The following is a 22,868-nucleotide window of genomic DNA, read 5'->3' as shown; positions in this document are numbered from 1 at the left end:
TTTTTTTTTTTTTTTTTCTCCCCCCCCCCCCCCCCCCCCCCCCCCCACAACCCCCCCCCCCCCCCCCCCCCCCCCCCCCCCCCCCCCCCCCCCCCCCCCCCCCCCCCCCCCGGGCCCGGTGACCCTGGGGAGGGGTCGCCACCGTACGACGCAGGAGACCGCCATGCAGCCCAGCAGCGCAGATCGCGACCTGACCGCAATCCGAGACCTGTGGCCGGAGTTGGTCGCGGCGCCCGGCACCCGTCCGCGCGACAGCGGCACGCCACGCGCGCTCACCGCCGCCGAACAGGCCCTTCAAGAGGAGCGGTTCGCCGCCGAACGGGCCGACCGCGAGGGCGGTGCCATCGGCCGCGGCGCATCGCCCGCGCCCCTGGATCTCAATCTGTTGCACGTCGAGCGCACCCTGGCCGAGGACCTGTGCGACCTCGCCGACCGCGTCGCGCAACGCGTGCAGCGTCCGCCGGCGTCGGTGAGCACGCGTGTGGAGAGCAGCCGCGTGTGGCTCGCCAGGGGCGTGCGGCCGGTGCGGATCGCCCGCCCGGTCCTGGGCCCGTTCCCCGCCGACGACCCCGGGCGGTGGCGCTACAACGCCTCGCACCGCCACGGGGCCGAGTGGGCGTGCACGTGGCTGCTGAGCGCGCTCGACGACGGCGTGCCCACGCTCGTCCTCGACGACATCACCATCACCGCTCGCCGCATCCTGCGGCAGCTCCGGACCGCGCTCGACCACCAGGACGAGCGGTACGTCGGCGCCTGCCCCAATCCCGCGTGCGGTGTCGACCTGGCGGTCGCGCCCGACGACGACGTCGTCACCTGCACCGGATGCCGCACCGCGTACGGCCGGCGGGCCTGGACCCGCATCGCCCGCGCCCGCGGCGCCGCCTGACCCCCACAACGCAATCGGCGTCCGGCCGGGGCTCGTATCCCCGGCCGAACGCCTCACCACCGACAGGCAGGAAAACCCGATGGCTGATCGGCACCGTACCCGCCGACACGACACCGCGACACCCACCCGACACCACCCGACACGCCGCCAACCACACGGCTGCGCCGCCTAATCGACCCGCCAACCAGGCGACTGGAACCCACGCCCGGACCCGACCGGTGTGCCGTACACGCACCGACAACCAGGTCGTTGTCGCCCCGACCCGACACGACGTGTCGGGTGGGCGAATCGGGCGGACACAGGACCCGACACGACCCGCCACCACACCCGCCATCCGGGCGGTCGCGGCATGAGCTTGCACCAGCTCGCCGGCGAGATGCTCGCCCAGGCCGACACGCGCACGACCAACCCGAAGCAGATCGGTGTCGGCCTGTCCGTCGCGTTCAGCATCGCCGGCTACATCGCCGGACAGTGGCGCAAGACCGGCAAGGGCAAGCGGTCGGACGCCCAGCGCACGGCGATGCTGTGGTTCACGCTCGGCGCCGTCATGGTCCTCGCGCTGGGCCTGGCCCTGCGCGGCGCGCGGTGACCGCGCCGACCCGCGCCGAGATGCGACGCGAGGCCTACCTGGTCCTGGTCCTGGCGATCATCGGACCCGGCCGCCTCGCCGTCCACCTCGCCGAGTTGTACGCCACCCTGCGCGGCTACCCGCACTGGGCCGACCGCGACGACCGCGCCCTGCGCGCGCTCCTCGAGGACCTCGCGGTCCCGGTACGCCCGCAGGTCCGTGTCGGCCTCGTCGGCGGCCGCGCCGGCATCCACCGCCAGGACGTCGAGCCGCTGCTGTCCGGGGTGCCCGTTCCGGACCCGCCGCCGACCCCGACACCACCCACCCACGCCCCCTGTCCGCGCCCCGACACCGAGTACGAAAACCGCCGCTTCTCACCCGCCAACGGATGACACCCGCCACCCGGGAAGGACCGATCGTGACCAAGCCCGAACCGATCCCGCACTACCCAAGCTGGGCCGCCATCCCGGTGCCGACACTGCTGACCGGCACCCAACACGCCGCCCTTGACCTGCCCCGCGTGCCCGCGACGCACCCGGCCGCCCGGGTCGCCGCCCACGACCACCGGGGCCGGGCCGCCACCTACGACCTGTACGACGCCACCGAGAGCGTCCCGAACAAGAGCACCGCCACACGCCTGCTCGCGATGGACCGGGACGCCCACACGTGCGAGGACTGCGGCGCCCGCACCGAACGCCCGGCCGCCGTACGCCACGGACACACCCGCCGGCAGTGCCCCACGTGCGCCCTGGTCGACGCCATCGTCACCGCCCAGGGCCGAGCACGCCTCGACCGCACGGCACAGACCGCGTGGGCCCGCGAGGTGATGGCCGACCCGAGGTCGGTGTGGGTCCACCTGGACTACGCACCCCGATCGCGCACCGCCACCGGCCGGTTGCGCGCGTGCCCCGCCGTCACGGTGCACGCCGCCGACCACGCAGGCCTGCCCGTACTACGCACCATCGTGCGCCTGGTCGCCCCCGGCAACCGCGAGGTGCCGCCGCACGCGATCGACGAGGCCACCGCCGCCCGGCTGATCGCCGAACGCCTCGGCGACCGCCGCGTGATCATGTGGGACACCGACCAGGCTGCCCGACTGTCCTTCCTCGCGCATCGGCACGCGCCCCTCACCGTCGACCCGCTCGACCTGCTCGACGCCCGCCTGCCGGCGTGGCGCGGCCTGGTCGACGCCACCGGCGTACCCGTGCGGACATGCCTGCCCCCGGGGCGGGCCGACCGGCTGTTGGTCGCCACCGCCCGCATGGCCGACACCACCGACGCCGCCACCGAACACCGCGAGTGGCTGACCGGCGGCCGCGGCGCAACCGTCGTCGACATCACCGGCGGCGACGACGACACCCACCGCATCGCCACGATCCTTCGCGCGGTCGGCGTGGACGTGGAGGGCACCGATACCGAACCCACCCGCGTCCCCGACACCGAGGGCCTGGTCCGACTGCGGGTGCTCTGCCACCGCGACGGCATCGCCGGACCACCCACCCGCTGACCACTCCCCCACCGCCCCGACCTACGCCTACACCGCAGGTCGGGGCGACGTAGACCACCCCGTAGACCACACGGTGACCCCAGGGGAGCGGGTCACGCGAACTCCGAGCAGGCACCGCGATCGGGACGTAGCATCGGCCACATGGACCGGGTGATCATCGTCGACCTGCCCGCGGCCGCGCTGCACTGCGAGGTCGACCCCAGGCTGCTCCGGCAGTGGCTCCACCGCGGCCGGCTCAGCCACCACGGGTACGACGCCCGGCGGCGCGCGCTCGTCGATCTGCTCGAAGTCGAGGCCCTGGTACCCGAGGAGAGCGCCGCGCAAATCGATCACGCTTGATCACGTCGCGACCGAGTGTCACACTGCGTGCAGTGCCACCAGTGCGCCCACACACCACCGAGAGCCCCGAGCCGACCCGGCCCGGGGCTCTCGTCGTACCACCCGCCGAACCCGCCTTCGAGTGGCTGGAATCCACATGCCCCGCATCGACACCACCGACCGACACCCCGCCACCGTCGCGATCACTCGCTGGTTCGACTACGACCACCTCGTCGGCGAACAGCGGGCGATCAGCGTCCTGTTCCACACGATCGCGGTCGACCTGCTCGCCCGCCTCAACGACAGCCCCGAACTGGTCGTCGCGCTGCGGAAGCTCCTCGAATCCAAGGACGCCGCGGTACGGGCGTCACTGCCCCAGTGACCGACGCCGCAACCGGTTGTCGACCGGTTGCGGTTGGTCGTGTCGCTGCGCCGTACAACCTCCGGCGGCCGCCAACAGTCGAACCAGGGACGTCAACCCTGGGGAGACCAATGCGCCACCGCCACACCGCCGCTCTCGTCACCGCGGCCGGTCTGCTGTTACTCACCGCGTGCGGCGGCGACAGCGACGACAAGAAGGCCGACGCGCCGGCGGCGAAGGCCGAGACGACCGCGCCCGCCAAGGCCGGCGCGAGCAGCGCCGCCGCCGTGGCGGTGCCCAAGTACACCGTGATCAACGAGTCCAAGCGGGCCGCCGGCGGGAAAGCGGACCTGGTCGTGCCGGACGTCACGGTCGACCAGGCCCAGGCCGCGATCCGCGACTATGCCAAGGGCATCGACGGCGGCGCCAAGGACGTGTCGATCACCGTGGTTCGCACCGCCGACGCCAAGGTGTACGTGTGCTCGGGCCGGTGGATCAAGGACGAGGCCGCCTCGAAGCTGTACACCGGCGGCAGCGTCAAGGCCGACAAGTGGCCGACCATCGCGATGAACTGCCCCGACCCGGGCGGCAAGAAGTAGCGCCGTCGCATAGGAGGTGACCGTGTCCGTCGCGCCCATGCACGCCGTGACGCTGACCAGCCGAGGCACCGGGCACGCCCTGGCGGTGGACGGCGCCGACATCTCGGATGCGGTCGCCTGCGTCGACCTGGTCGTCGAGGCCGGGCAGCCGGCGCGCCTGATCCTCACCCCGGCGGTGCACGAGGTCGAGGTGGACCAGGACGAGGTCGAGATCCACCTGGCCCCGCGGGCACATGCCGCGCTGGTGCTGCTGGGATGGACGCCGCCGGCCGGCGGGGCGTGAGCGGTGGCCGGCCGGTCCGACCTCACCTCGCACGCGTACCGCACCATGCGCGCCAGCATCCTGGCTGAGGACGACACCTGCATCTGGTGCGGGCACCCAGGGTCGGACGCCACCGACCACCTCACCCCGGTCGCCCGCGGCGGCGCCCGGATCGACCGGGACAACCTGGCCCCCATCCACGGGGTGGCCGGCTGCCCGACCTGCGGGCGCAAGTGCAACAACGAGAAGGGCACCGGCGCGCTGAGCCAAGCCTCGCGTCTCGTCACGTCGCGTGACTGGTACGCCGGCCCGAGCTGAGGCAACCCAGTCTTTGGGAGGGGCTCATCCCAGCCCCACGCCCAAACTGGGGTTTCTCTCCCCGAGGCCCGCGCCACCGGGCGGCCCGCAGGCCCCTGACCTGCACATATGCCCTCCTGGGCTCTGGCCCGGGCGTGACCGGCGGCCGCCCTGGGGCCCCAACCGCCCGGTGTTGCGTCAAGCCCGGGGCCGGGTGGGTCGGCCGGGCCTGCCTCCGCCGGTCCGCCGCCCGCCGGGGCGGCCACACACAGTGAGGGGGTGGCCGCGTGGGTCCGGTCGAGAAGGCCGTGCACCGCGACGTCGACGACCTGGGCGACCTGGTCGGCGTCGAGCCGTCCCTGTCGGAGATGGCCTACGCCCTGGCCCGCGCGATCGACCAGGGCGGCGGCGACGAGGGCCGGATGCTGCCCGCGCTCAACCGCGAGCTGCGCGCCACGCTCGCCGCGATTCTCGCCGGTCGGATGGTCGAGGAGGGCGACGATGGACTCGGCGACCTGGCAGCACCCGCCTGAGTACGCCGATCGCCTGCGCGAGTTGTACGGCCTGGAGTGCCCGCCGCGGTGGGGCACGCCGCGGTGCCTGGAGCACGCGACCCTGGGCCCGCAGGCCGCGAAGGTCATGGGCCGGCTGGGGTACACCCCGATGCCGTGGCAACGGTACGTCCTCGACGTGGGCCTGGAACTCGACCCGATCACGGGGCTGTTCGTCTACCGCGAGGTGGGCCTGTCGGTGCCGCGCCAGCAGGGCAAGACGCAATTGCTGCTGGCCCTGATGGTGCACCGGGTCATGGCCTGGACCAGACAGAACGTCGTGTACGCCGCGCAGACGCGAAGCATGGCGCGACAGCGGTTGGAGGACGAGTTCGTCCCGACGCTGGACACGTCGTCGCTGCGGCGGCGGTACCGCACCCGGATGACCAACGGCAACGAGGCGGTGCTGTGGACCAGCACCCGGTCCAAGCTCGGCATCACCTCGAACACCGAACGCGCGGGCCACGGTCCGGCGCTCGACCTGGGCGTGATCGACGAGGGCTTCGCGCACACCGACGATCGTGTCGAGCAGGCGATGTCGCCGGCCATGCTGACCCGCGACATGGCGCAACTGTGGTGGGCCTCGGCCGGCGGCACCGACGCGTCGGTGTGGCTCAACCGCAAACGGACGACGGGCCGCGCGCTCATCGAGGAGTGGTGGCAGACCGGCGAGCGTCCGACCGCGGCGTACTTCGAGTGGTACGCGCCGCCGGAGTTGTCGCGCGCCGACCCGGTGACCTGGCGCCTGTGCATGCCGGCGCTGGGCCACACGGTGACCGAGGCGGTGGTGCGCTCGGAGTTGGACCGGCTCGAACCGGCCGAGTACGACAGGGCCTATCTCAACCGGACCAGGCTCAAGACACCCGCCGCCGACCCGAACGTTCCGCGCGCCGGATGGCCGACGCTGGTCGACGCGAGCTCGCAGGCCGGTGACGACCTGGCGTTCGCGATCGACGTCTCGGGCGCACGGGACAAGGCCTCAATCGCGGTGGCGTCGGTGCGAGCGGACGGGCGGATGCACGTCGAGGTCGTCGACCAGCGCCCCGGCACCGACTGGCTGGTGCCGGCGCTGCTGCGCCTGTCCGCGCTGTGGTCCCCGGTGGCGGTGGCGGTGGCCGCGGGTTCGCCCGCGGCCGCGCTGATCAACGACCTGACCGCCGCCGGTTTCCGGGCGCCGGGCCTGCAGGAGGACCCGGTTCGGGGCGACCTGGTGATCGTGCGTCCGAACGACGTGGTCGAGGCGTGCGGCCAACTCTCGGACGCGATGCGCCAGGGCACCCTCGTCCACCTCGACCAGGCGCCGCTCACCGGCGCGGTCAACGGCGCCCGCACCAAGCCGGTCGGCGACGCGTGGCGGTGGCACCGCCGCAGCTCGACGGCCGACGTCTCCCCGCTGCTCGCGGTCACCCTCGCGCGGTGGGCCCTGTTGACCCTGGGCCCGCAGGTCGCCCGGCCGTACGACCCGCTCGCCAACATCTACTGATCGGAGGATCCGACGTGGCCGCACCCCGCAGCGCGCGTGTCCCGCCGCCGTCCCGTGCCGCCCGCGCGGGCGTCGTCGCCGCCGGCGCGGCCGGGCACGCGATCCGTGCCGTGGTCCGCTACGGGCCCGGCCTGGCCGGCGCCGCGCTGATGACGTGGGCCGGGTGGATGCTGTGGCCCGCCCTCGGCGCCGCCGTCGCCGGCGGGTTCTGCCTGGCGCTCGACCACCGCCGGGAGGACGCGTGAGCATGTGGACCCGCCGCCCCGACCGCGACCGGGCGCGCGCGGGCGTTCGGCCCGTCCGCTCGACCGTCGACGAGATCCTGGCGACGTTCCGCGGCCTGAACAACTCGTACACCGACGTGGACCTCTCCAGCGCCGAAGGCCCGCTGCAGGCCGTGGCGGTGTGGTCCGCGTGCGACCTGGTCGCCAGCCTGGTCTCCGAACTTCCCGTCGACCTCTACCGGGGTGCGGGTGCGGAGCGACGGCAGTTGCCGATGCCCTCGTACCTGCTGGATCCCGACGGGTCCGGGCACGGCCTGGCCGACTGGTCGTATCGCGTGGTGATGTCGTGGCTGCTGCGCGGCAACACCTACGGGGCGGTCCTGGACCGGGGGGCGGGCGGGTTCCTGCGCCAGGTCGACCTGTTCCACCCCGATCGGGTGCGCCCGACCCGTGTCGACGGCTCGGTGGCGTGGACGGCCGACGGCGCCCCGGTGCCCGATGCGCAGATGCTGCACCGGCGGGTGAACCCCATGCCCGGGTGCCTGCTGGGCCTGTCGCCGGTGCAGCTGCACATGACCACCATCGGCCAGCAGGTGACCGCCGGCCGGTTCGGTCTGCAGTGGTTCCAGGACGGCGCGCACCCCTCGGCGTTGCTGATCAACACCGAGACGGCGCTGGACGCGGACCAGGCCGCCACCGCGAAGGAGCGGTTCCTGGCCGCGGTCCGCGGCCGCCGGGAACCGCTGGTGATGGGCAAGGGCTGGGACTACAGGCCCCTGCAGGTCTCGGCCGAGGAGTCACAGTTCCTGCAGACGCAGGGATACAGCGCGGCCGAGTGCGCGCGGATCTTCGGCCCCGGCATCGCCGAGGTCCTGGGCTACGGCTCCGGGTCGATGACGTACGCGAACATCGTCGACCGCGACCTGCACCTGCTCAAGTACGCCGTCGGGAAGTGGATCCGCCGCCTGGAACGGCTGCTGTTCGAGTTCCTGCCGCGGCCGCAGTACGTGCGGCTGAACCGGGACGCGCTCCTGGAGACGAACACCGCCCAGCGGTACGCCGCGTACGGCTCGTCGCTGACCGCGGCCTGGCAGACGATCAACGAGGTCCGGGCGATCGAGGACCGGCCGCCCGTGCCGTGGGGCGACGCCCCGTACGTGCCCGCCGCCGCGACCGGCCCCGCACCCGACGAGTCCGACGATCCACCACCGACGGACGTCGACCCCACCCAGGAGGAGTGACCCATGGCCGCGATCCGCGGGCTGTATCTGATCCGCGGCACCACCGCCGCCCCCGCACTCGCCGCACCGCCCGCCCCGCATGCCGCACGCGCCGCCCGCGCGGACGACGAGGCGGGCATGCCGGTGATGACCGTCGAGTTCTCCCGGTTCGGCACCTGGTACGAGATCGACAGCTGGTGGGAGGGGCGGTTCCTGGAGTCGACGGCGCCGGGCGCGTTCAAACGGACGATCGCCAACAACGGGTCGGCGGTCAAGGTGCTGTTCAACCACGGCCGCGACAGCGCGATCGGGTCCAAGGCGTTGGGTGTGCCGGCCCTGATCGAGGAACGCGAGACGTCCCCCTACATGGAGGTCCCGCTGCTGGACACCTCCTACAACCGCGACCTGGTCCCCGGCCTGGAAGCCGGCGCCTACGGCAGCTCGTTCATGTTCGAGGTCCTCGCCGAGGAGTGGAACAACGAGCCCGAGGCGTCCGACCACAACCCGCAACGCCTGCCCGAGCGCACCATCACCGAGGTTCGGCTGATGGAGGCCGGGCCGGTGACGTGGCCGGCGAACCCCGACGCCACGGCCGGGCTGCGCTCCGGCGCCGACTGGCTCATGGCCGACCTCGCCGAACATGGCGACGAACACTCCGTCCGCGAGCAACAGCGCGCGTACGACGCATTCCGCGCCCTGCACGGGCTCCGCACCACCTCGCCCACCCGGCAGGTGCCCGCGGCCCCCGAACAGGGCGAACCCGCCACCTCGGCACCCGACGCGCCCGCGTCGGCCCGCCACGTCGGCGAGCTCACCGCGGCGGAACGACTCCGCCGCCTGAACCGCTACGGCGTAAGGAACCGATGACCATGCCGACCGAATACCTGGCGAGCGCGAACGCCGACGCGGCGAGGCGCCGCATCGAACAGATCAACGAAGAGCTCGCGCGCATGCACCGCGAGGCGGGCGACCAGCCGCTGAGCGCGGCCGCGCGCGAGGACTGGGACACCCTGGAGACCGAACGCGCCTGGCGCGAGGACGAGCACTCCACCCTGGAGCGCCGCGCCCGCCTGAACGCGTCCCGCGAACGCTGGAACAGCACACAGTTCACGCCCGACACCGACCCGTTCGAGGACGACCCGCGGACCCTGCGCGGCGACGCGGTGTACTCGCGGGCGATGGCCGTCCTCGACGACCCGCAGGGCGGCCGGCACCTGCGCGCCGACCAGAAGTCCCAGGTCCAGAGCATCCTGCGCACACACACCGGCGACACGAACGGCGAGCTCGTCGGTCAGTTGCTGCTCGCGACGGAGAACCCGGCCTACCGCAGCGCGTTCCAGCGGTCGGCCGCCTCGCAGTCCCCGGCGTTCACCCAGGACGAGGCCCGCGCGATCGAGCGGGTACAACTGATCAAACGCGCGATGTCGGTCGGGGTGGACGCCGCCGGCGGGTTCGCGGTGCCGGTCCTGATCGACCCCACCGTGATCCTCACCGCGCAGGGCTCCTCGAACGACATCCTTCGTTTGGCCAGGGTCGAGACGATCACCAACGACACCTGGCGCGGCCTGTCCAGCGCGGGCGTCACCTGGTCGTTCAAGGCCGAGGGCGCCACCGCCGCCGACAACTCGCCGACGATCGCCCAGCCGGAGGTGCCCACCCGCCGCGCGGACGGGTTCGTGCCGTTCTCGATCGAGGTCGGCATGGACTGGCCCGGGTTCGCCGAACAGATGGCACAGCTCCTCGCCGACGGGTACGACGAACTCCTGGCGAGCAAGCTGACCAACGGCACCGCCGGGTCCAACGAGCCGACCGGCCTGGTGGCCGCGCTCGACGCGAACACCAACGTCGAGCTGGAGGTGACCACGTCCGGGGCGATCGGCGCCGCCGACATCTACGACCTGTGGGCCGCGCTGCCCCAGCGGCACCGCCGCTCGGAAACCACCGCGTTCATGAGCTCGACCGACGTGCAGAACGTGGTCCGGCAACTTGGTACCACGGACCCGAACTTCTCCGTCAACATCACCGAGTCCGCGATCCCGCGCCTGTTCGGCCGCGAGTACCCGATGAACGACTACATGAGCTCGCTCATCGCCGGAACCGGCACCCAGCCGCTCCTGCTGGTCGGCGACTTCCGGAACTACCTGGTCGCCCAACGCGCGGGCATGTCGGTCGAGTTCGTGCCGATGCTGTTCGACGTCACGAACAACCGGCCGACCGGCCAGCGCGGCTGGTTCGCCTGGGCCCGCGTCGGCGCCGGCGTCATCAACCCGACCGGGTTCCGGCTCCTGGTCAACAACGACGGCGCCTGACCGGCGGCGGCGTGCCCTCGGGCACGCATTCCCCCGGGCGGCGGCGCGCCCCACGCGTGCCGCCGCCCCCATTCCAGGGCGAGAGGAGCCCACGGTGAAGCACGCACTGATGACCTGCGTCGTGCGCTGGTCCGGCGGCAGCACGACGCTGCGCGAGGGCATGACCGTCGACGACGATCACCCGCTGGTGATCGAGCGGCCCGACCTGTTCGGCGACGGCGACGCACCCGCGCAACTGCCGATGCCCCCGCGGATCGAGCGGGCGACCCGCGAACCGGGCCAACGCAGCCCCGCCCGCCCGCCCAGGAAGACGACCGCCCCGAATGCGTGAGCCCGAACCCGCCGTCCCGATGGGGGCGCCGGAGGAGTCCACCGGCGACGGCCTGGTCCAAGTCGCCTACCTGCACCCGCACATCGTGTCCCACTGCTGGCACGAGTCGGTCACGGCGCTGCTCCTGCACGACCTCGACCACGACGGCCGTATCGTCCGCAGCGGCGGACCGATCATGGTGTCCTGCCCCACCGGCGGCCTCGTCCAGGCCCGCAACTCCGTGATGCGGCAGTGGCTCGACGAGACCGACCACGAATGGCTGTGGTGGATCGACACCGACATGGGCTTTCGTCCCGACACCGTCGACCGCCTCCTGGCCGCCGCCGACCCCGCCACCCGGCCCGTCGTCGGCGCACTGGCCTACTCCGCCCGCGAGATCGGCCCGGACGGGTACGGCGGCCGCCACATCACCGCCGTGCCCACGATGTACCAGGTCGCGACCGACCCCCAGGGCCGGACCGGGTTCGCGCCCGTCGCCGACGTCCCACCCGACACGCTCGTTCCGGTCGCCGGCACCGGCTCGGCGTGCATCCTCATCCACCGCTACGTCGCCGAGGCGATCCGCCGCCGCCACGGCGACAGCTGGTACGACCCCATCCGCTACCAGGACGGCCGGTGGGTGTCCGAGGACCTCTCGTTCTGCAGGCGCGTGGCGGACGCGAGCGCCCCCGTCCACGTCCACACCGGGATCCTGGCCACCCACCACAAACAGGTGTGGATCGGCGCCCCGCCGCCCGCCGCCCCCGGGACCGGCCCATGAGCGAACCGGCGTACGTGACCCTGGCGTTCTTCAAGGAATCCATGGGCATCCTCGACGACGACCGCGACGAACAGCTGCAGCAGCGTCTGGACGCCGCCTCACGCGGCGTGGACTCGCACTGCGGCCGCCGATTCCACCTCGACGACATCCCCGCACCACGCACCCTGCGGATCGCCCGCCGGGTCGTCGTCGACCAGGACGGCCCGCGGCTGCTGGTCCCCGACATCGGCACCACCACCGGCCTCGTCGTCGAGCTCGGCCGCCCCGGCGCCTGGCGCGACATCACCACCGAGGTCGAACCCATCCGCGACCACGACGACGACCAGACATGGCCGTACACCTCACTCGCCCGGCCCGGCGGATGGCACGCCGCGCCCGGCACCCGCGCACGGATCACCGCCCGGTGGGGATGGCCCGCCATCCCCACCGCCGTCGAGATGGCCACCGTGCTGCAGGCCTCACGGCTGTGGAACCGCAGAAACAGCCCCGAGGGCATCACCGGGTCCGCCGAGTGGGGCGGGATGCGCCTGACCCGCGTCGACCCCGACGTCGGCATGCAGCTGCAGCGCCTGGTCCTGCCGGCGTTCGCATAGAGGAAGGAACCGCCGTGCAGATCTCCGCCGTACGCGCGGCCATCGCCACCGCCGCCCGCGCGGTCGTCCTGCCCAAAATCGCCGGCCACCTCACCTGCAGCGGCTTCACACCCGACGCGGTGATCGAACCGCACTTCTTCGTCGGCGAATACAACATCACCTACGACAAGGCCTTCGGGCGCGGCCAGGACGAGGTCGAGTTCACCGCCCGGGTCCTGGTCGGCCGCGCCGACGACCGCACCGCCCAGGCCCACCTCGACGCCATGCTCTCCGGCGGCGGACCCGCATCGCTGAAACAGGCGATCGAGGCGGCCCGCGGCGCGCCCGGCGAGGCGGCCCTGGGCGGCCTCGCCGACGACCTGCACGTGGTGCGTGTCGCCGGCTACCGCTGGTACGAACACGCCGGCACCCAATACGTCGGCGCCGAGCTCACGATCCGCGTGATCGGGGACGGGAGTTGAAGTCATGGGCATGATCCTGCTCAACGTGCGCGCGTTCGCCGTCGGCCTCGACCTCACCGGGGCCTCGACCAAGGTCGAGATCTCGGCAGAGGTCGAGGACAAGGACGCCACCACCTACGGCAGCGGCGGATGGAAGGAACTGCTCGGCGGCCTGTCGTCGGCCGAGATCTCCGCCGAAGGCCTGTGGGAGGCCGGCGACCCGAGCATGGTCGACGACGCATCCTGGTCCCAACTCGGCGGCATCGGCCCGTGGACGGTGGGCCCGGTCGGCGCCGCCGTGGGCGATCTCGCGTACTTCACCCAGGCCCTGCGCGCGGCCTACAGCCTCGGTGACCAGGTCGGCGAGATCGCCCCGTGGAAGGGCAGCGCGAAATCGTCATGGCCGCTGGTGCGCGGGAGCGTCGCGCACCCGCCCGGTACCGCGCGCACCGTGACCGGGGTCGGCACCGCCATGCAGCTCGGCGCCGTCACCACCGGGAAACGGCTGTACGCCGCACTGCACGTGCTCTCGGTCGCGGGCACCGCCACGCCGACCATCACCGCGCGGGTCGAGTCGGACGACGCGAGCGGTTTCGCGAGCCCCACCACCCGCGCCACCTTCACCGCGGCGAGCGTCGCCGGCGGTCAGACCCTACGCACCGACGGCACCGCGATCGCCGACACCTGGTACCGGCTTGCCTGGACCATCACCGGCACCGCCCCCTCGTTCATGTTCGCCAGCGCACTCGGAATCAGGTGATCCCATGCCCAAGATGGTCCTGCTCGCCGCCTACGTATCGATCAACGCCAACGACCTGTCGACCTACGCCACCAAGGCCGAGATCGCGATCGAGGTCGAGGACAAGGACGTCACGACCTACGGATCACTCGGCTGGAAGGAAGTACTCGGCGGCCTCAAGTCCGGCGAGATCGCGCTGGAGTTCAAGCAGGACTTCGCCGCGACCAAGCTCGACTCGATCATGTGGCCGCTCCTCGGCCAGGTCGTGTCCTTCGAAGTCCGCGCGGACCAGGCCGCCGTCGGCACGTCCAACCCGAAGTACACCGGCAGCGTGCTGATCAACAAGTGGTCCCCGATCGAGGGCGGCGTGGGCGACGACGCGTCCGTCAAGGTCTCGTACCCGACGTCCGGCGTGGTGACCAGGGCGACCGCCTGATGGCCCGCCCCGACCCGCCGGTCGACCTCAGCGTGTCCCACGAAGGTCTCGACGCCCTCGTGCGGGCGATCCGCGCCGAGGCCGACGGCAAGGAACTGCGCAAGGAACTCGCCCAGGGTTTGCGCGACGCCCTGAAGCCGGCGATCGGCGACGCCCGCACCGGGATCATGGGCATGGCGTCCGCGGGCATGGGCACCGCGTCCCCGGGCCTGCGCACCTCGATCGCCCGCAGGATCCGGTCCGAGGTCAAGCTGGGCGGCCGCTGGTCGGGCGCGCGGGTCAAGGCCCGCAAGACGCCCAACGTCAGGGGCTTCGCGAACGCCGCGAAAAGGACCCAGCAGGAGACGTGGCGCACGCAGATCTACAAGAGCGACGTCTGGCACGAACAGCGCGGGTCGCTCAACTGGTTCGACGACGCCATGAGCCGCCGCGGCCACCTGTACGCCGACGCGATCCGCGACGCCATGGAATCCATGGCCCGCCGCATCGCCAACCGCATCCCACCCACGTAAGGAGCGACGCCCGTGTACCTGGTCTACACCCCCGACGGCGCCGACGAGCCGACCCGCTGGCGCTACGACCCGCGCAAGCTCATGTCGATCGAGCGCGAGGACCTCGAGCGCAGGACCGACCGGCCGTTCACCCAATTCACCATGGACGTCATCCAGGGGCACGCCTTGTGTCGGCGCGCGCTCTTGTTCACTTTCATGCGGCGCGAGCACCCCAAGTTGCGGTTCGCCGACGTCGATTTCGCCTGGGACGAACTGAAGTTGGAGTTCTCCAAGGCCGAGCTGATCGAGCTGCGCGCGGAGACCGCCGAGGCCCTGCACGGCGACGAGCTCGCCGCCCGGCTGACCGCGTTGGACGCCGAGATCGAGACGGCATGGGACGACCCGGCCGACGAGGGAAAAGCACGGCGGCCGATCGCCGATTGAGGCAGCTCGGCAACGCCGCGCACCTGCTCGGCATCCGGCCGTGGGAGTGGGCCCTGCTCACCGTCGACGAGGCCGACGAGGTGCTGGCCTGGTTGGACTCCTACCGCGACGAGATCGAAAAGGCCGAGTCGGCCGGGAGGAGGTGAGCCGGCATGTCGGACACGTCGCTGGTGTTCAACCTGATCGCCAAGGACCGCGCGAGCGGCCAACTGGACGCGATGAAGGACAAGTTCACCGCCACCGCCGGCGCGATCAGCGCAGGTATCGCCGGTGCTCTCGCGTCGGGTGTGGCCACCAACTTGGACATGAGCCGCGCCAACAGCGTGATGGCCGCGCAGCTCGACCTCACCGGCGACCAGGCCGCCCGCGTCGCGAAGCTGTCGGGGGCGGCATTCAAGTCGGGATTCGGCGAGAGCATCCAGGACGTCAACGGCGCGCTGAGTGCGGTCATCACCTCGGTCGGCGCCCTGGGCACGACCAGCGACACCGAACTGATCCGGATGACCAAGCAGGCGACGGCGCTCGCCGAGGTCTTCGAGTTCGACGTGGGTGAGGCGACGACGGCCGCCGGCCAGCTCATCAAGACCGGCCTCGCCAAGAACGGCGTCGAGGCGTTCGACCTGATCACCTCGGCCGCACAGAGCCTGCCCAAGAGCATGCAGGCCGACCTGCCAGCCACGATTAACGAGTACAGCACGCAGTTCCGCAGGCTGGGCCTGGACGGCACCACTGCCATGGCGCTGCTCGCCCAGGGCGTCAAGGGCGGCGCCCGCGACATCGACCAGGTCGCCGATGCCATCGGCCAGTTCGGCGAGCTGGCCCTGGCCGGCGGCACCGCCGCGAAAGACGCGTTCAAGAGCATCGGCCTGGACGCGGACGACATGGCCGCCAAGATCGCCAAGGGCGGCCCGACCGCCGCGTCGGCACTCCAGATCACCCTCGACGCGCTACGCGGCACCAAGGACGAGAGCGTCAAACTCAACGCGGCCACGGCACTTTTTGGTGACCCCGGCACTGTGATGGCCGATGCCCTTTTCGCACTGAATCCCGCCTCTGCGGCGGCCGCGACGGGCATGGACAACACGGCCGGGGCGGCTACCAGGATGACCGACACCCTGGCAAAGGACCCCTCGCGCAGGCTTGAGGCCTTCAAGCGGACCGTGATGGCCAAGCTCGGCGAAATCGGCGGCGTAGTCGTGCAGTTCGCACAGACCCACCAGCAGTACATGCGGCCCGCGTTGATCACGCTGGCCGGTATCGCCGCCGCCGTCCTGGTCGTCAAGGCGGGCATGATGACGTGGGCTGCGGCGCAGGTCGTGTGGACCGGCGCCACTGCGGCCGCGACCGGCGTGCAGTGGTTGTGGAACGCAGCCATGGCCGCATCGCCGATCACCTGGGTGATCATCGGCATCATCGCCCTGGTCGCCGCGCTGGTGCTCCTGTGGCAGAACTCGGAGACCTTCCGCGCGATCGTGACCGCCGCCTGGTCGGCGACCTGGTCGACGATCCAGTCGGTCGCCGGCTGGTTCACCGGCACCCTGTGGCCGGGCGTCGTCGCGGTCTGGGACGGGATCGCCGGCGGCGCGACCCGCATGGGCGAGGGCATCCGCGGCACCTGGGACGGAATGATGTCCTGGCTCACCGGACTACCGGGCCGGGTGACCAGCGCCACCGCCGGCATGTGGAACGGCATCAGCGGCGGCTTCCGATCAGCCGTGAACGGCGTGATCGGCGGCTGGAATCGCCTGTCGTTCACCGTCGGCGGCGGCAGCTTCATGGGCGTGTCCGTCCCCTCGTTCACCCTGGGCACCCCCGATATCCCGTTCCTGGCGCGCGGTGGTGACATCGTCCGCGGCGGCCGGGTCGTCGTCGGCGACGGCGGGCCCGAGATCCTCGACCTGCCGGCCGGCGCGCGGGTGACGCCGCTCTCGCGCGCGGGAGGGGGCGGCGGCCAGACCGTGCGCCTGGTCCTCGACGTCACCGGCGCCGACGAGGACATGAAGAGGTTGATCCGCCGCATGGTCCGCGTCGACGGCCGCGGCCAGGTCCAGACCGCGTTCGGCACCTGAGATCGGAGGAACACCGTGGCGTTTCCCCAGAGTCCGCTGCCGGTCGAGGTGGCCGTGCGCATCGGCACGGCCTGGACCGACATCACCTCCGACGTGTACCTGCGCGACCGCATCACCATCACCCGCGGCCGCGCCGACGAGGGCGCCCGCGTCGACGCCGGCCGATGCAGCCTGACCCTGAACAACAGGTCCGGGAAGTACTCGCCGCGCAACCCGACGAGCCCCTACTACGGGCAGATCGGCCGCAACACGCCGGTGCGCGTCTCGGTCCTGGCCGGGCCGTCCTACCTCGACGCGCCCGGCGGCGCGGGCGACCGCGCGACCACCCCCGACCACGCCGCCCTGGACATCACCGGCGACCTCGACGTGCGCATCGACGCCACCCTGCCCGACTGGCGCACCCCGGACACGGTCGAGCTCATCGCCAAATACTTGCCCACCGGCAACCAGCGATCGTGGAGGTTGATCACCTTCGGCGGCGGCACCCTGTTTTTCGGGTGGAGCACGGACGGCACGAGCGTCCTTCAGTCCGGGGCCACCGCCCCGCTGGACATCCCGCCGTCCGGGCGCCTGGCCGTGCGCGTGACCCTGGACGTGAACAACGGCGCCGGCGGGAACACGGTGGTGTTCTACACCGCGCCCACCATCGCCGGGCCCTGGACCGCCCTGGGCGATCCCGTCGTCACCGCCGGCACCACCAGCGTGTACGCGAGCACCGCGCCCCTACAGATCGCCGACGTCGCCGACCTCGTGTTCACGCCCCTGGTCGGTCGGGTCCACGCCGCCCAGGTCCGCAACGGCATCGCCGGCACGCTGGTGGCCTCCCCCGACTTCACTGCCCAGACCCCGGGCACCACGACGTTCGCCGACTCCGCCGGCCGCACCTGGACCCTCGGCGGCGCCGCCACGATCACCAACCGCCGCACAAGGTTCGTCGGCGAGATCAGCGCGTGGCCTTCGCGGTGGGACGTCTCCGGACGGGACGTGTGGGTACCGGTCGAGGCCGCCGGCATCCTGCGCCGCCTCGGCCAGGGAGCCTCACCCCTGGACTCGACCCTGCGCCGGCGCATCCCCTCGCAGGCCCCGCTGGCGTACTGGCCCATGGAGGACGACCGCGACGCCACCCACGCCTACTCGCCGCTCCCCGGCATCGCGCCCCTGGACGTGTCCGGCCTGACGTTCGCCGACAACGACGGCCTTGCCGGCTCCCGAGCCCTGCCCTCGATCGGGACGGGCGCCACCATCCGCGCCACCGTCCCGCCGCCCGCGACCGTCACCGGGCAATGGAGCGTGCAATTCGTGTTCCGCCTCGACGCGCTGGCCGCCGGCGAGTCGACGCTGATGGAGTGGAGCTCCACCGGGACCGTCGTGCGGTGGGTCGTTGCGGTACAGAACAACCTGGCCATCACCACCGGATACGACTCCACCGGCGTCAAGGTCGTCGACCAGGCCGTCGCGTTCGCCCCCGCGGTCGACGTGTGGTGTCGACAGCAGTTCAGCGCCGTCCAGGAAAGCGGAAACGTGCGCTGGACGCTGCGATGGGACACCATCGGCGGCTCGGCCGGGCAGTTCGACACCACCTACGTCGGCACCGCCGGCCGGGTCACCGCGATCGACACGGCGTTCGGTCCCGACCTGGCCGGCACCCACATCGGGCACCTCGGCGTGTTCGCCTCGACCGCCGTCGAGGCCTACGCGTTCGCGGACCACGGATTCAACGCCGAGGTCGCCGGCACCCGAATCAGGCGTCTGTGCGACGAGGAGGGCGTGCCCGCGGCCGCCGGCGGCATCCTCGCCGAACAGATGCCCCTGGGCCCGCAACGCCCGGCGACCCTGCTCGACCTGCTCGGCGAGTGCGCCGACGCGGACGGCGGCATCCTCACCGAGGCCCGCGACCGCACCGCCCTCACCTACCGTCCCCGCACCTCCCTCTACAACCAGGCCGCCGCGCTCGTCCTGGACTACGCCGCGCCCGGCGAGGTCGCCCCGCCGCTGGAACCCGTCGACGACGACCAGGCCACCCGCAACGACGTCACCGTCAGCCGCGCCGGCGGCTCGTCGGCGCGCCTGGTCGACCAGACGTCGCCCCTGTCCGTCCTCGCGCCGCCGGCCGGGATCGGACGGTACGACGAGTCCGTCACCCTCAACCTCACCCACGACACCCAGCCCGAGCCGATCGCCGGGTGGCGCCTGCACCTGGGCACCTGGTCCGAAGCCCGCTATCCCACCGTCCACGTGGACCTGGCGGCCGCGCCGCACCTCATCACCGCGGCGACCACCCTGGACGTCGGCGACCGCCTCACCATCACCCACCCACCCGCGTGGCTGCCGCCCGACCCCATCGACCTGCTGGCCCAGGGGTACACCGAGACCCTCGGCAGCCGCGACTGGGACCTGGTCCTGAACTGCTCACCGGCCGGGCCCTGGTACGTCGGCACGGTCGAGACCGACACCGTCGACACCGACGGATCCAAACTCGCCGCCGCCGCCGGCGCCACCGCCACCGCGCTGTCGGTCGCGGTGACCACCGGCCCGCTGTGGACCACCAGCGGCGCCGAGATGCCGGTCGACATCCGCGTCGGCGGCGAGGTCATGACCGTCACCGCGATCAGCGGCACCAGCTCGCCGCAGACGTTCACCGTCACCCGGTCCGTCAACGGCGTCGTCAAGGCCCAACTCGCCGACGCCGACGTGCGCCTGGCCCGCCCGGCGATCGTCGCCCTGTAGGTAGAGAGGAACCGTCGTGACGCAGTGGCTGCCCGGCATGCGCATCACCGCCGCAAGGCTCAACGACCAGGCGGGACTGTGGACTTCGTACACGCCGACATGGACGGCGACCGGCGGCGGCGGCGTCCTGGGCACCGGCGGCGTCATCGCCGGGTCCTGGACCCGCATCGGCCGCAGCATCACCACCCGCGTCGCCCTCACGTTCGGCACCGGCGCGAACGCCGGCAGCGGCTTCTGGACCTTCACCCTGCCGGTCGCCGCCGCGGCGGTCGCCACCGGGCAGGCCGGTCTGGGCATCGGCATGGCCACCAACGCGGGCGTCGCCATCAACCTCGGCGTCGCCTACGTCGCGGGCGGCGCCACCGACGTCTCCGTGTTCTCCGACAACTCCGGCGCCCCCTGGGGAGCGAACAGGCCCTTCACCTGGGGCATCGGCGACAACGTCACCATCCTCGCCGTCTACGAATCGGCCACCTGACCCACCATCACCGACCATCCGACCACGCCCCGCGCCGCCGCCGGCCGGGGCGTTTCCCATGCCCAGGGAGGACACACCCATGACCTGGTACCCGGGAGCCCGCAAACGCGAGCTGCAGCCCGAATCCGACAGCCAACCCGCCATCAGGCCGACACAGTTGCTGTTCCACTCGATCGCCGCGCCGTGGTCGGGCGAGCGGATGTACGAGTACTGGCGCGACTCGACCAACCTCGAATCGCACTTCGGCTGCGACTACGACGGCGGCCTGTGGCAGTTCATCGGGACCGAGACCCGCGCGGACGCCAACGCGTCGGCGAACCGCCGCGCCGACGGCACCGGCGCGGTCAGCGTCGAGACCGCGAGCAACCTCAAGCACACCGACCCCTGGACCGACAGACAGGTCGACAGCCTGATCCGGCTGGGCGTGTGGCTGCACGAGCGGCACGAACTGCCGCTGCGGATCTGCCGCACCTGGGACGACCCGGGCTACGGGTATCACCGACTGTTCGCCAAGTGGTCCGTGAGCGGCACCGCGTGCCCCGGCGACGCGCGCGTGCGTCAGTTCCACGACGAGGTGTTCCCGGGCATCGTGGCCGGAGCGGGCGGCTCGACGCCGCCGCCGAGTTCGCTGCCCGAGGTGTCGCTGTCCCGGCTGATCTCGGCAGCGCGCAGCAACCCACCGTCGTCCGGCACGCCGGTCACCTACGGGCCTGCGCGCCTGGTCGAGGTCGCCCTGGCCGACGAGGGCCTGCTGGCCCGCGGCTTGGTCGACGGGCACTACGGCACCGCCACCGTCACCGCCTACGCCGCGTGGCAGCGGCGCCTTGGCTACCGAGGCACCGACGCCGACGGCATCCCCGGCCAGACCAGCCTCTCGCGCCTCGGCGCGGCTCACGGATTCAAGGTGACCTCATGAAGGACAGCAGCAGGCGCACGATCCGCACTCTGGTCCAGGCCGCGCTCAGTCTTGCCGCGGGCCTGCCCGTGATCGTCGCCGCGTCCGGCATCCCGCAGACCACCGCCGGGGTCGGCGTGGTCCTGGCCGTGGCCGGCGGACTGACCCGCGTCATGGCGACACCGGTCGTCGATCGCCTGCTGCCGTCGTGGCTGCGGGCGACCGACCCGGACGCCGACATCCGGGCTGCGCTCGATCGGGGCCGCGAGTGAACTGGCTTCAGGTTGCCGCGACGGCGACGACGGCGGCGACCGGAACCACCGGGTTCGTGTGGCGGTTCGTCGTGCGGCCGTTGCGCGAGATCGTCCGTCGGCAGGAGGAGTTCCGCGAGGACTGGCAGGGGACACCGGCCCGGCCGGGTGTGCCGGAGCGCCAGGGCGTGATGCCGCGTCTCGCGCGGATCGAGGCGCGCCAAGCCGCGACGGAGGAACGCACCGCGCGGATCGAGCACGAGCTGCGGCCGAACTCCGGGACCAGCCTGCGCGATGCGGTCGACCGGGTCGAGCAGGCCGTCACCCCGGACCCACCCTCTTAGACAGCACGAAGCCGGCCCGCCCATCGATGGGCGGGCCGGCTTCGTGCTGTGTGGGGTCAAGTGGTCCGGCGGGCACTGCGGATGATGCTGCCGATCCGCTGAGCGGTCACACCGAGCACTGCGGCGAGCTCGGTAGGCGTAACGCCGGCGGCGTGCGCGTCGACAACGGCGGCGCGAACCTTCCGGTCTGCAATCCGCAACATCCCCTGTGAAAGCTGCCGTTCCTCGGACCCCTGGGGAAACGCATCTCGCACGGCCCTCGCCGAGCCGCGCAACCGGACCTCGGTCGCGAGGGTCGCACGGGCGATGTCGACGGCCACGCGACCACTGTCGCCGTTCACAGCGGTTCGCTACCGGCCGGGCGCGCTGCCAGCACCACCCGGCTGATCATTGCCGGGCTCACGTCCAGGATGCGACCGAGCGCCATCGGGGTTGCCCCGTCCGCGTGGGCGTCGACGATCGCCTGGTGCGTCACCGGGTGCGCCGTGCCGTACACGGCCGCCGAAGCGATCACCGCATTCAGGACCCGCCTGCGCCGGACACCGGCCAGACGCGGCGACCACCTGTAAGGGTCGACGGGCCGTGCGCGGCGCAGGATCGAGGTCGTGTATCGCTGGGTCAGTCCGGCGGTGGTGGCAATCTTCGACGCGGGCACACCGTGGCGGTGGGCATCAATCACCGCGGCGTGCAAGGCAGCGACTGCGGCACGAACCGCTCGGCGGTGGGCGCGGCCGTCCTCGGTCGACGCGATCCCCGGGTGGACACGGCACGCAGCGAGGCGGGCGCGTTCGGCGGCGGCCGCGGCAAGACGTTCGATGGCAGGGGCAGGGTCGGGCGGCGGCGTGGGCATCTCGGTCACGCCTCGTCGCCGCCCATGGCCCTGATCGTTCCGGTGAGCGGGTGCGTGGGGTCGAGGGTGTAGCCCATGGCACCTAGTCGCTTGAGCCTGATTGCGTCGTCCTTGCGGACTTCCTCGCGAAGGATGTCGGTGCGCTCGTTCTGGTCGGCGCGGGCCAGGATCGCCGCGACCAGGGCGCCAGCGGATCCCTCGGGAATCTTGAGGGTGTCGCGCTCGTAGTCCTGTCCGTCGGCGGTCAGGTAGCGGCCGACGACCAACTGATCGCCTAGACCGCCCATAACCTCGAAGTCGATCCATGTGCTGTCGGGGGATGGGGATGGTGAGGCCACGTCCTGACTCCATCGTGGGTGCGCGCGGGTGGTGGGTGCGAGGCGGGACCGGTGCCGCCATTGGGACGGCGCGGGGCAGACCTCCAGTGGTCGGGCG

The 22,868-nt window shown here is 72.2% G+C and carries 33 protein-coding genes; 30 read left to right on the top strand and 3 right to left on the bottom strand.

Annotated elements, in window-relative coordinates; all coding sequences use genetic code 11:
* The first annotated feature begins 163 nt into the window (after positions 1 to 163).
* From ACZ4FV_RS22750 to ACZ4FV_RS22605, 30 genes are all read left to right on the top strand, one after another.
* On the top strand, positions 164 to 886 hold the full coding sequence (locus ACZ4FV_RS22750) for a hypothetical protein (protein WP_465323161.1): 723 nt from the start codon (positions 164 to 166) through the stop codon (positions 884 to 886).
* Positions 887 to 1,235: 349 nt separating this feature from the next.
* The gene (locus ACZ4FV_RS22745) at positions 1,236 to 1,475 is read left to right on the top strand and encodes a hypothetical protein (protein WP_465323160.1); all 240 of its coding nucleotides are present in this window, start codon (positions 1,236 to 1,238) and stop codon (positions 1,473 to 1,475) included.
* Complete coding sequence (locus ACZ4FV_RS22740; RefSeq protein WP_465323159.1) at positions 1,472 to 1,846, top strand: hypothetical protein; 375 nt, start codon at positions 1,472 to 1,474, stop codon at positions 1,844 to 1,846. The genes ACZ4FV_RS22745 and ACZ4FV_RS22740 overlap by 4 nt, the downstream gene beginning before the upstream one ends.
* 26 nt (positions 1,847 to 1,872) lie before the next feature.
* On the top strand, positions 1,873 to 2,961 hold the full coding sequence (locus ACZ4FV_RS22735; RefSeq protein ID WP_465323158.1) for a hypothetical protein: 1,089 nt from the start codon (positions 1,873 to 1,875) through the stop codon (positions 2,959 to 2,961).
* A 141-nt stretch (positions 2,962 to 3,102) separates the two neighbouring features.
* Positions 3,103 to 3,300, top strand: coding sequence for a hypothetical protein (locus ACZ4FV_RS22730; RefSeq protein WP_465323157.1), 198 nt, complete (start codon positions 3,103 to 3,105; stop codon positions 3,298 to 3,300).
* A 136-nt stretch (positions 3,301 to 3,436) separates the two neighbouring features.
* Complete coding sequence (locus ACZ4FV_RS22725; RefSeq protein ID WP_465323156.1) at positions 3,437 to 3,661, top strand: hypothetical protein; 225 nt, start codon at positions 3,437 to 3,439, stop codon at positions 3,659 to 3,661.
* Between the two features lie 110 nt (positions 3,662 to 3,771).
* On the top strand, positions 3,772 to 4,239 hold the full coding sequence (locus tag ACZ4FV_RS22720; RefSeq protein WP_465323155.1) for a hypothetical protein: 468 nt from the start codon (positions 3,772 to 3,774) through the stop codon (positions 4,237 to 4,239).
* A 22-nt stretch (positions 4,240 to 4,261) separates the two neighbouring features.
* Complete coding sequence (locus tag ACZ4FV_RS22715; protein WP_465323154.1) at positions 4,262 to 4,522, top strand: hypothetical protein; 261 nt, start codon at positions 4,262 to 4,264, stop codon at positions 4,520 to 4,522.
* Positions 4,523 to 4,525: 3 nt separating this feature from the next.
* The gene (locus tag ACZ4FV_RS22710; protein WP_465323153.1) at positions 4,526 to 4,819 is read left to right on the top strand and encodes an HNH endonuclease; all 294 of its coding nucleotides are present in this window, start codon (positions 4,526 to 4,528) and stop codon (positions 4,817 to 4,819) included.
* Positions 4,820 to 5,085: 266 nt separating this feature from the next.
* Positions 5,086 to 5,331 carry a hypothetical protein gene (locus tag ACZ4FV_RS22705; protein WP_465323152.1) on the top strand — a complete coding sequence of 82 codons (246 nt, stop codon included), beginning with the start codon at positions 5,086 to 5,088 and terminating at the stop codon, positions 5,329 to 5,331.
* A complete protein-coding gene (locus ACZ4FV_RS22700; protein WP_465323151.1) occupies positions 5,300 to 6,832 on the top strand; it encodes a terminase large subunit domain-containing protein in 1,533 nt (510 codons plus the stop codon). Before ACZ4FV_RS22705 ends, ACZ4FV_RS22700 begins: the two co-directional genes overlap by 32 nt.
* A gap of 14 nt (positions 6,833 to 6,846) precedes the next feature.
* A complete protein-coding gene (locus tag ACZ4FV_RS22695; RefSeq protein ID WP_465323150.1) occupies positions 6,847 to 7,077 on the top strand; it encodes a hypothetical protein in 231 nt (76 codons plus the stop codon).
* Positions 7,078 to 7,079: 2 nt separating this feature from the next.
* Entirely contained in the window at positions 7,080 to 8,297 is a 1,218-nt protein-coding gene (locus tag ACZ4FV_RS22690) for a phage portal protein (RefSeq protein ID WP_465323162.1), read from the top strand.
* 3 nt (positions 8,298 to 8,300) lie between these two features.
* On the top strand, positions 8,301 to 9,143 hold the full coding sequence (locus tag ACZ4FV_RS22685) for an HK97 family phage prohead protease (RefSeq protein ID WP_402235857.1): 843 nt from the start codon (positions 8,301 to 8,303) through the stop codon (positions 9,141 to 9,143).
* Complete coding sequence (locus ACZ4FV_RS22680) at positions 9,140 to 10,585, top strand: phage major capsid protein (RefSeq protein WP_402235856.1); 1,446 nt, start codon at positions 9,140 to 9,142, stop codon at positions 10,583 to 10,585. The genes ACZ4FV_RS22685 and ACZ4FV_RS22680 overlap by 4 nt, the downstream gene beginning before the upstream one ends.
* 94 nt (positions 10,586 to 10,679) lie before the next feature.
* A complete protein-coding gene (locus tag ACZ4FV_RS22675) occupies positions 10,680 to 10,916 on the top strand; it encodes a hypothetical protein (RefSeq protein ID WP_465323149.1) in 237 nt (78 codons plus the stop codon).
* On the top strand, positions 10,909 to 11,676 hold the full coding sequence (locus tag ACZ4FV_RS22670) for a hypothetical protein (protein WP_465323148.1): 768 nt from the start codon (positions 10,909 to 10,911) through the stop codon (positions 11,674 to 11,676). The genes ACZ4FV_RS22675 and ACZ4FV_RS22670 overlap by 8 nt, the downstream gene beginning before the upstream one ends.
* Positions 11,673 to 12,269, top strand: coding sequence for a head-tail connector protein (locus ACZ4FV_RS22665; protein WP_465323147.1), 597 nt, complete (start codon positions 11,673 to 11,675; stop codon positions 12,267 to 12,269). The genes ACZ4FV_RS22670 and ACZ4FV_RS22665 overlap by 4 nt, the downstream gene beginning before the upstream one ends.
* Before the next feature lie 14 nt (positions 12,270 to 12,283).
* Entirely contained in the window at positions 12,284 to 12,730 is a 447-nt protein-coding gene (locus ACZ4FV_RS22660; RefSeq protein ID WP_402235845.1) for a hypothetical protein, read from the top strand.
* A 4-nt stretch (positions 12,731 to 12,734) separates the two neighbouring features.
* Positions 12,735 to 13,469 (top strand): hypothetical protein, encoded by a 735-nt coding sequence (locus tag ACZ4FV_RS22655; protein ID WP_465323146.1) that lies wholly within the window; start codon positions 12,735 to 12,737, stop codon positions 13,467 to 13,469.
* Between the two features lie 4 nt (positions 13,470 to 13,473).
* Positions 13,474 to 13,884, top strand: coding sequence for a phage tail tube protein (locus ACZ4FV_RS22650; RefSeq protein WP_465323145.1), 411 nt, complete (start codon positions 13,474 to 13,476; stop codon positions 13,882 to 13,884).
* Positions 13,884 to 14,396, top strand: a complete 513-nt coding sequence (locus tag ACZ4FV_RS22645) for a hypothetical protein (RefSeq protein WP_402235838.1) — start codon at positions 13,884 to 13,886, stop codon at positions 14,394 to 14,396. The genes ACZ4FV_RS22650 and ACZ4FV_RS22645 overlap by 1 nt, the downstream gene beginning before the upstream one ends.
* A 12-nt stretch (positions 14,397 to 14,408) precedes the next feature.
* A complete protein-coding gene (locus ACZ4FV_RS22640) occupies positions 14,409 to 14,819 on the top strand; it encodes a hypothetical protein (RefSeq protein ID WP_402235835.1) in 411 nt (136 codons plus the stop codon).
* Positions 14,816 to 14,965, top strand: coding sequence for a hypothetical protein (locus ACZ4FV_RS22635; protein ID WP_402235832.1), 150 nt, complete (start codon positions 14,816 to 14,818; stop codon positions 14,963 to 14,965). Before ACZ4FV_RS22640 ends, ACZ4FV_RS22635 begins: the two co-directional genes overlap by 4 nt.
* Before the next feature lie 6 nt (positions 14,966 to 14,971).
* Complete coding sequence (locus tag ACZ4FV_RS22630; protein WP_465323144.1) at positions 14,972 to 16,888, top strand: phage tail tape measure protein; 1,917 nt, start codon at positions 14,972 to 14,974, stop codon at positions 16,886 to 16,888.
* Between the two features lie 15 nt (positions 16,889 to 16,903).
* Entirely contained in the window at positions 16,904 to 19,615 is a 2,712-nt protein-coding gene (locus tag ACZ4FV_RS22625) for a hypothetical protein (protein WP_465323143.1), read from the top strand.
* Positions 19,616 to 19,631: 16 nt separating this feature from the next.
* A complete protein-coding gene (locus ACZ4FV_RS22620) occupies positions 19,632 to 20,093 on the top strand; it encodes a hypothetical protein (protein WP_465323141.1) in 462 nt (153 codons plus the stop codon).
* Positions 20,094 to 20,172: 79 nt separating this feature from the next.
* Positions 20,173 to 21,009 (top strand): N-acetylmuramoyl-L-alanine amidase, encoded by an 837-nt coding sequence (locus ACZ4FV_RS22615; RefSeq protein ID WP_465323140.1) that lies wholly within the window; start codon positions 20,173 to 20,175, stop codon positions 21,007 to 21,009.
* The gene (locus ACZ4FV_RS22610; RefSeq protein ID WP_465323139.1) at positions 21,006 to 21,260 is read left to right on the top strand and encodes a hypothetical protein; all 255 of its coding nucleotides are present in this window, start codon (positions 21,006 to 21,008) and stop codon (positions 21,258 to 21,260) included. Before ACZ4FV_RS22615 ends, ACZ4FV_RS22610 begins: the two co-directional genes overlap by 4 nt.
* Positions 21,257 to 21,583, top strand: coding sequence for a hypothetical protein (locus ACZ4FV_RS22605; RefSeq protein ID WP_465323138.1), 327 nt, complete (start codon positions 21,257 to 21,259; stop codon positions 21,581 to 21,583). The genes ACZ4FV_RS22610 and ACZ4FV_RS22605 overlap by 4 nt, the downstream gene beginning before the upstream one ends.
* A gap of 56 nt (positions 21,584 to 21,639) precedes the next feature.
* Here ACZ4FV_RS22605 and ACZ4FV_RS22600 read toward each other — a convergent pair whose 3' ends face one another.
* The 3 genes from ACZ4FV_RS22600 to ACZ4FV_RS22590 are packed head-to-tail and all read right to left on the bottom strand — an operon-like array spanning position 21,640 to position 22,720.
* Positions 21,640 to 21,903, bottom strand: coding sequence for a hypothetical protein (locus ACZ4FV_RS22600; RefSeq protein ID WP_465323137.1), 264 nt, complete (start codon positions 21,901 to 21,903; stop codon positions 21,640 to 21,642).
* 17 nt (positions 21,904 to 21,920) lie between these two features.
* Positions 21,921 to 22,442, bottom strand: coding sequence for a hypothetical protein (locus tag ACZ4FV_RS22595; protein ID WP_465323136.1), 522 nt, complete (start codon positions 22,440 to 22,442; stop codon positions 21,921 to 21,923).
* Positions 22,439 to 22,720, bottom strand: coding sequence for a hypothetical protein (locus tag ACZ4FV_RS22590; RefSeq protein ID WP_465323135.1), 282 nt, complete (start codon positions 22,718 to 22,720; stop codon positions 22,439 to 22,441). Before ACZ4FV_RS22590 ends, ACZ4FV_RS22595 begins: the two co-directional genes overlap by 4 nt.
* Positions 22,721 to 22,868 lie beyond the last annotated feature (148 nt).

Source organism: Embleya sp. NPDC025285 (assembly GCF_055558835.1).
The sequence above is the reverse complement of the archived record's forward strand: the minus strand, read 5'-3'. Positions and strand labels throughout refer to the sequence as shown.

What these genes read in the sequence shown, in the direction of transcription:
- ACZ4FV_RS22750 (WP_465323161.1), top strand. Translation starts at nt 164, where the DNA reads ATGCAGCCCAGCAGCGCAGATCGCGACCTGACCGCAATCCGAGACCTG.
- ACZ4FV_RS22745 (WP_465323160.1), top strand. Translation starts at nt 1,236, where the DNA reads ATGAGCTTGCACCAGCTCGCCGGCGAGATGCTCGCCCAGGCCGACACG.
- ACZ4FV_RS22730 (WP_465323157.1), top strand. Translation starts at nt 3,103, where the DNA reads ATGGACCGGGTGATCATCGTCGACCTGCCCGCGGCCGCGCTGCACTGC.
- ACZ4FV_RS22725 (WP_465323156.1), top strand. Translation starts at nt 3,437, where the DNA reads ATGCCCCGCATCGACACCACCGACCGACACCCCGCCACCGTCGCGATC.
- ACZ4FV_RS22720 (WP_465323155.1), top strand. Translation starts at nt 3,772, where the DNA reads ATGCGCCACCGCCACACCGCCGCTCTCGTCACCGCGGCCGGTCTGCTG.
- ACZ4FV_RS22700 (WP_465323151.1), top strand. Translation starts at nt 5,300, where the DNA reads ATGGACTCGGCGACCTGGCAGCACCCGCCTGAGTACGCCGATCGCCTG.
- ACZ4FV_RS22690 (WP_465323162.1), top strand. Translation starts at nt 7,080, where the DNA reads ATGTGGACCCGCCGCCCCGACCGCGACCGGGCGCGCGCGGGCGTTCGG.
- ACZ4FV_RS22685 (WP_402235857.1), top strand. Translation starts at nt 8,301, where the DNA reads ATGGCCGCGATCCGCGGGCTGTATCTGATCCGCGGCACCACCGCCGCC.
- ACZ4FV_RS22680 (WP_402235856.1), top strand. Translation starts at nt 9,140, where the DNA reads ATGACCATGCCGACCGAATACCTGGCGAGCGCGAACGCCGACGCGGCG.
- ACZ4FV_RS22670 (WP_465323148.1), top strand. Translation starts at nt 10,909, where the DNA reads ATGCGTGAGCCCGAACCCGCCGTCCCGATGGGGGCGCCGGAGGAGTCC.
- ACZ4FV_RS22665 (WP_465323147.1), top strand. Translation starts at nt 11,673, where the DNA reads ATGAGCGAACCGGCGTACGTGACCCTGGCGTTCTTCAAGGAATCCATG.
- ACZ4FV_RS22655 (WP_465323146.1), top strand. Translation starts at nt 12,735, where the DNA reads ATGGGCATGATCCTGCTCAACGTGCGCGCGTTCGCCGTCGGCCTCGAC.
- ACZ4FV_RS22650 (WP_465323145.1), top strand. Translation starts at nt 13,474, where the DNA reads ATGCCCAAGATGGTCCTGCTCGCCGCCTACGTATCGATCAACGCCAAC.
- ACZ4FV_RS22645 (WP_402235838.1), top strand. Translation starts at nt 13,884, where the DNA reads ATGGCCCGCCCCGACCCGCCGGTCGACCTCAGCGTGTCCCACGAAGGT.
- ACZ4FV_RS22630 (WP_465323144.1), top strand. Translation starts at nt 14,972, where the DNA reads ATGTCGGACACGTCGCTGGTGTTCAACCTGATCGCCAAGGACCGCGCG.
- ACZ4FV_RS22615 (WP_465323140.1), top strand. Translation starts at nt 20,173, where the DNA reads ATGACCTGGTACCCGGGAGCCCGCAAACGCGAGCTGCAGCCCGAATCC.
- ACZ4FV_RS22610 (WP_465323139.1), top strand. Translation starts at nt 21,006, where the DNA reads ATGAAGGACAGCAGCAGGCGCACGATCCGCACTCTGGTCCAGGCCGCG.
- ACZ4FV_RS22590 (WP_465323135.1), bottom strand. Translation starts at nt 22,720, where the DNA reads ATGGGCGGTCTAGGCGATCAGTTGGTCGTCGGCCGCTACCTGACCGCC.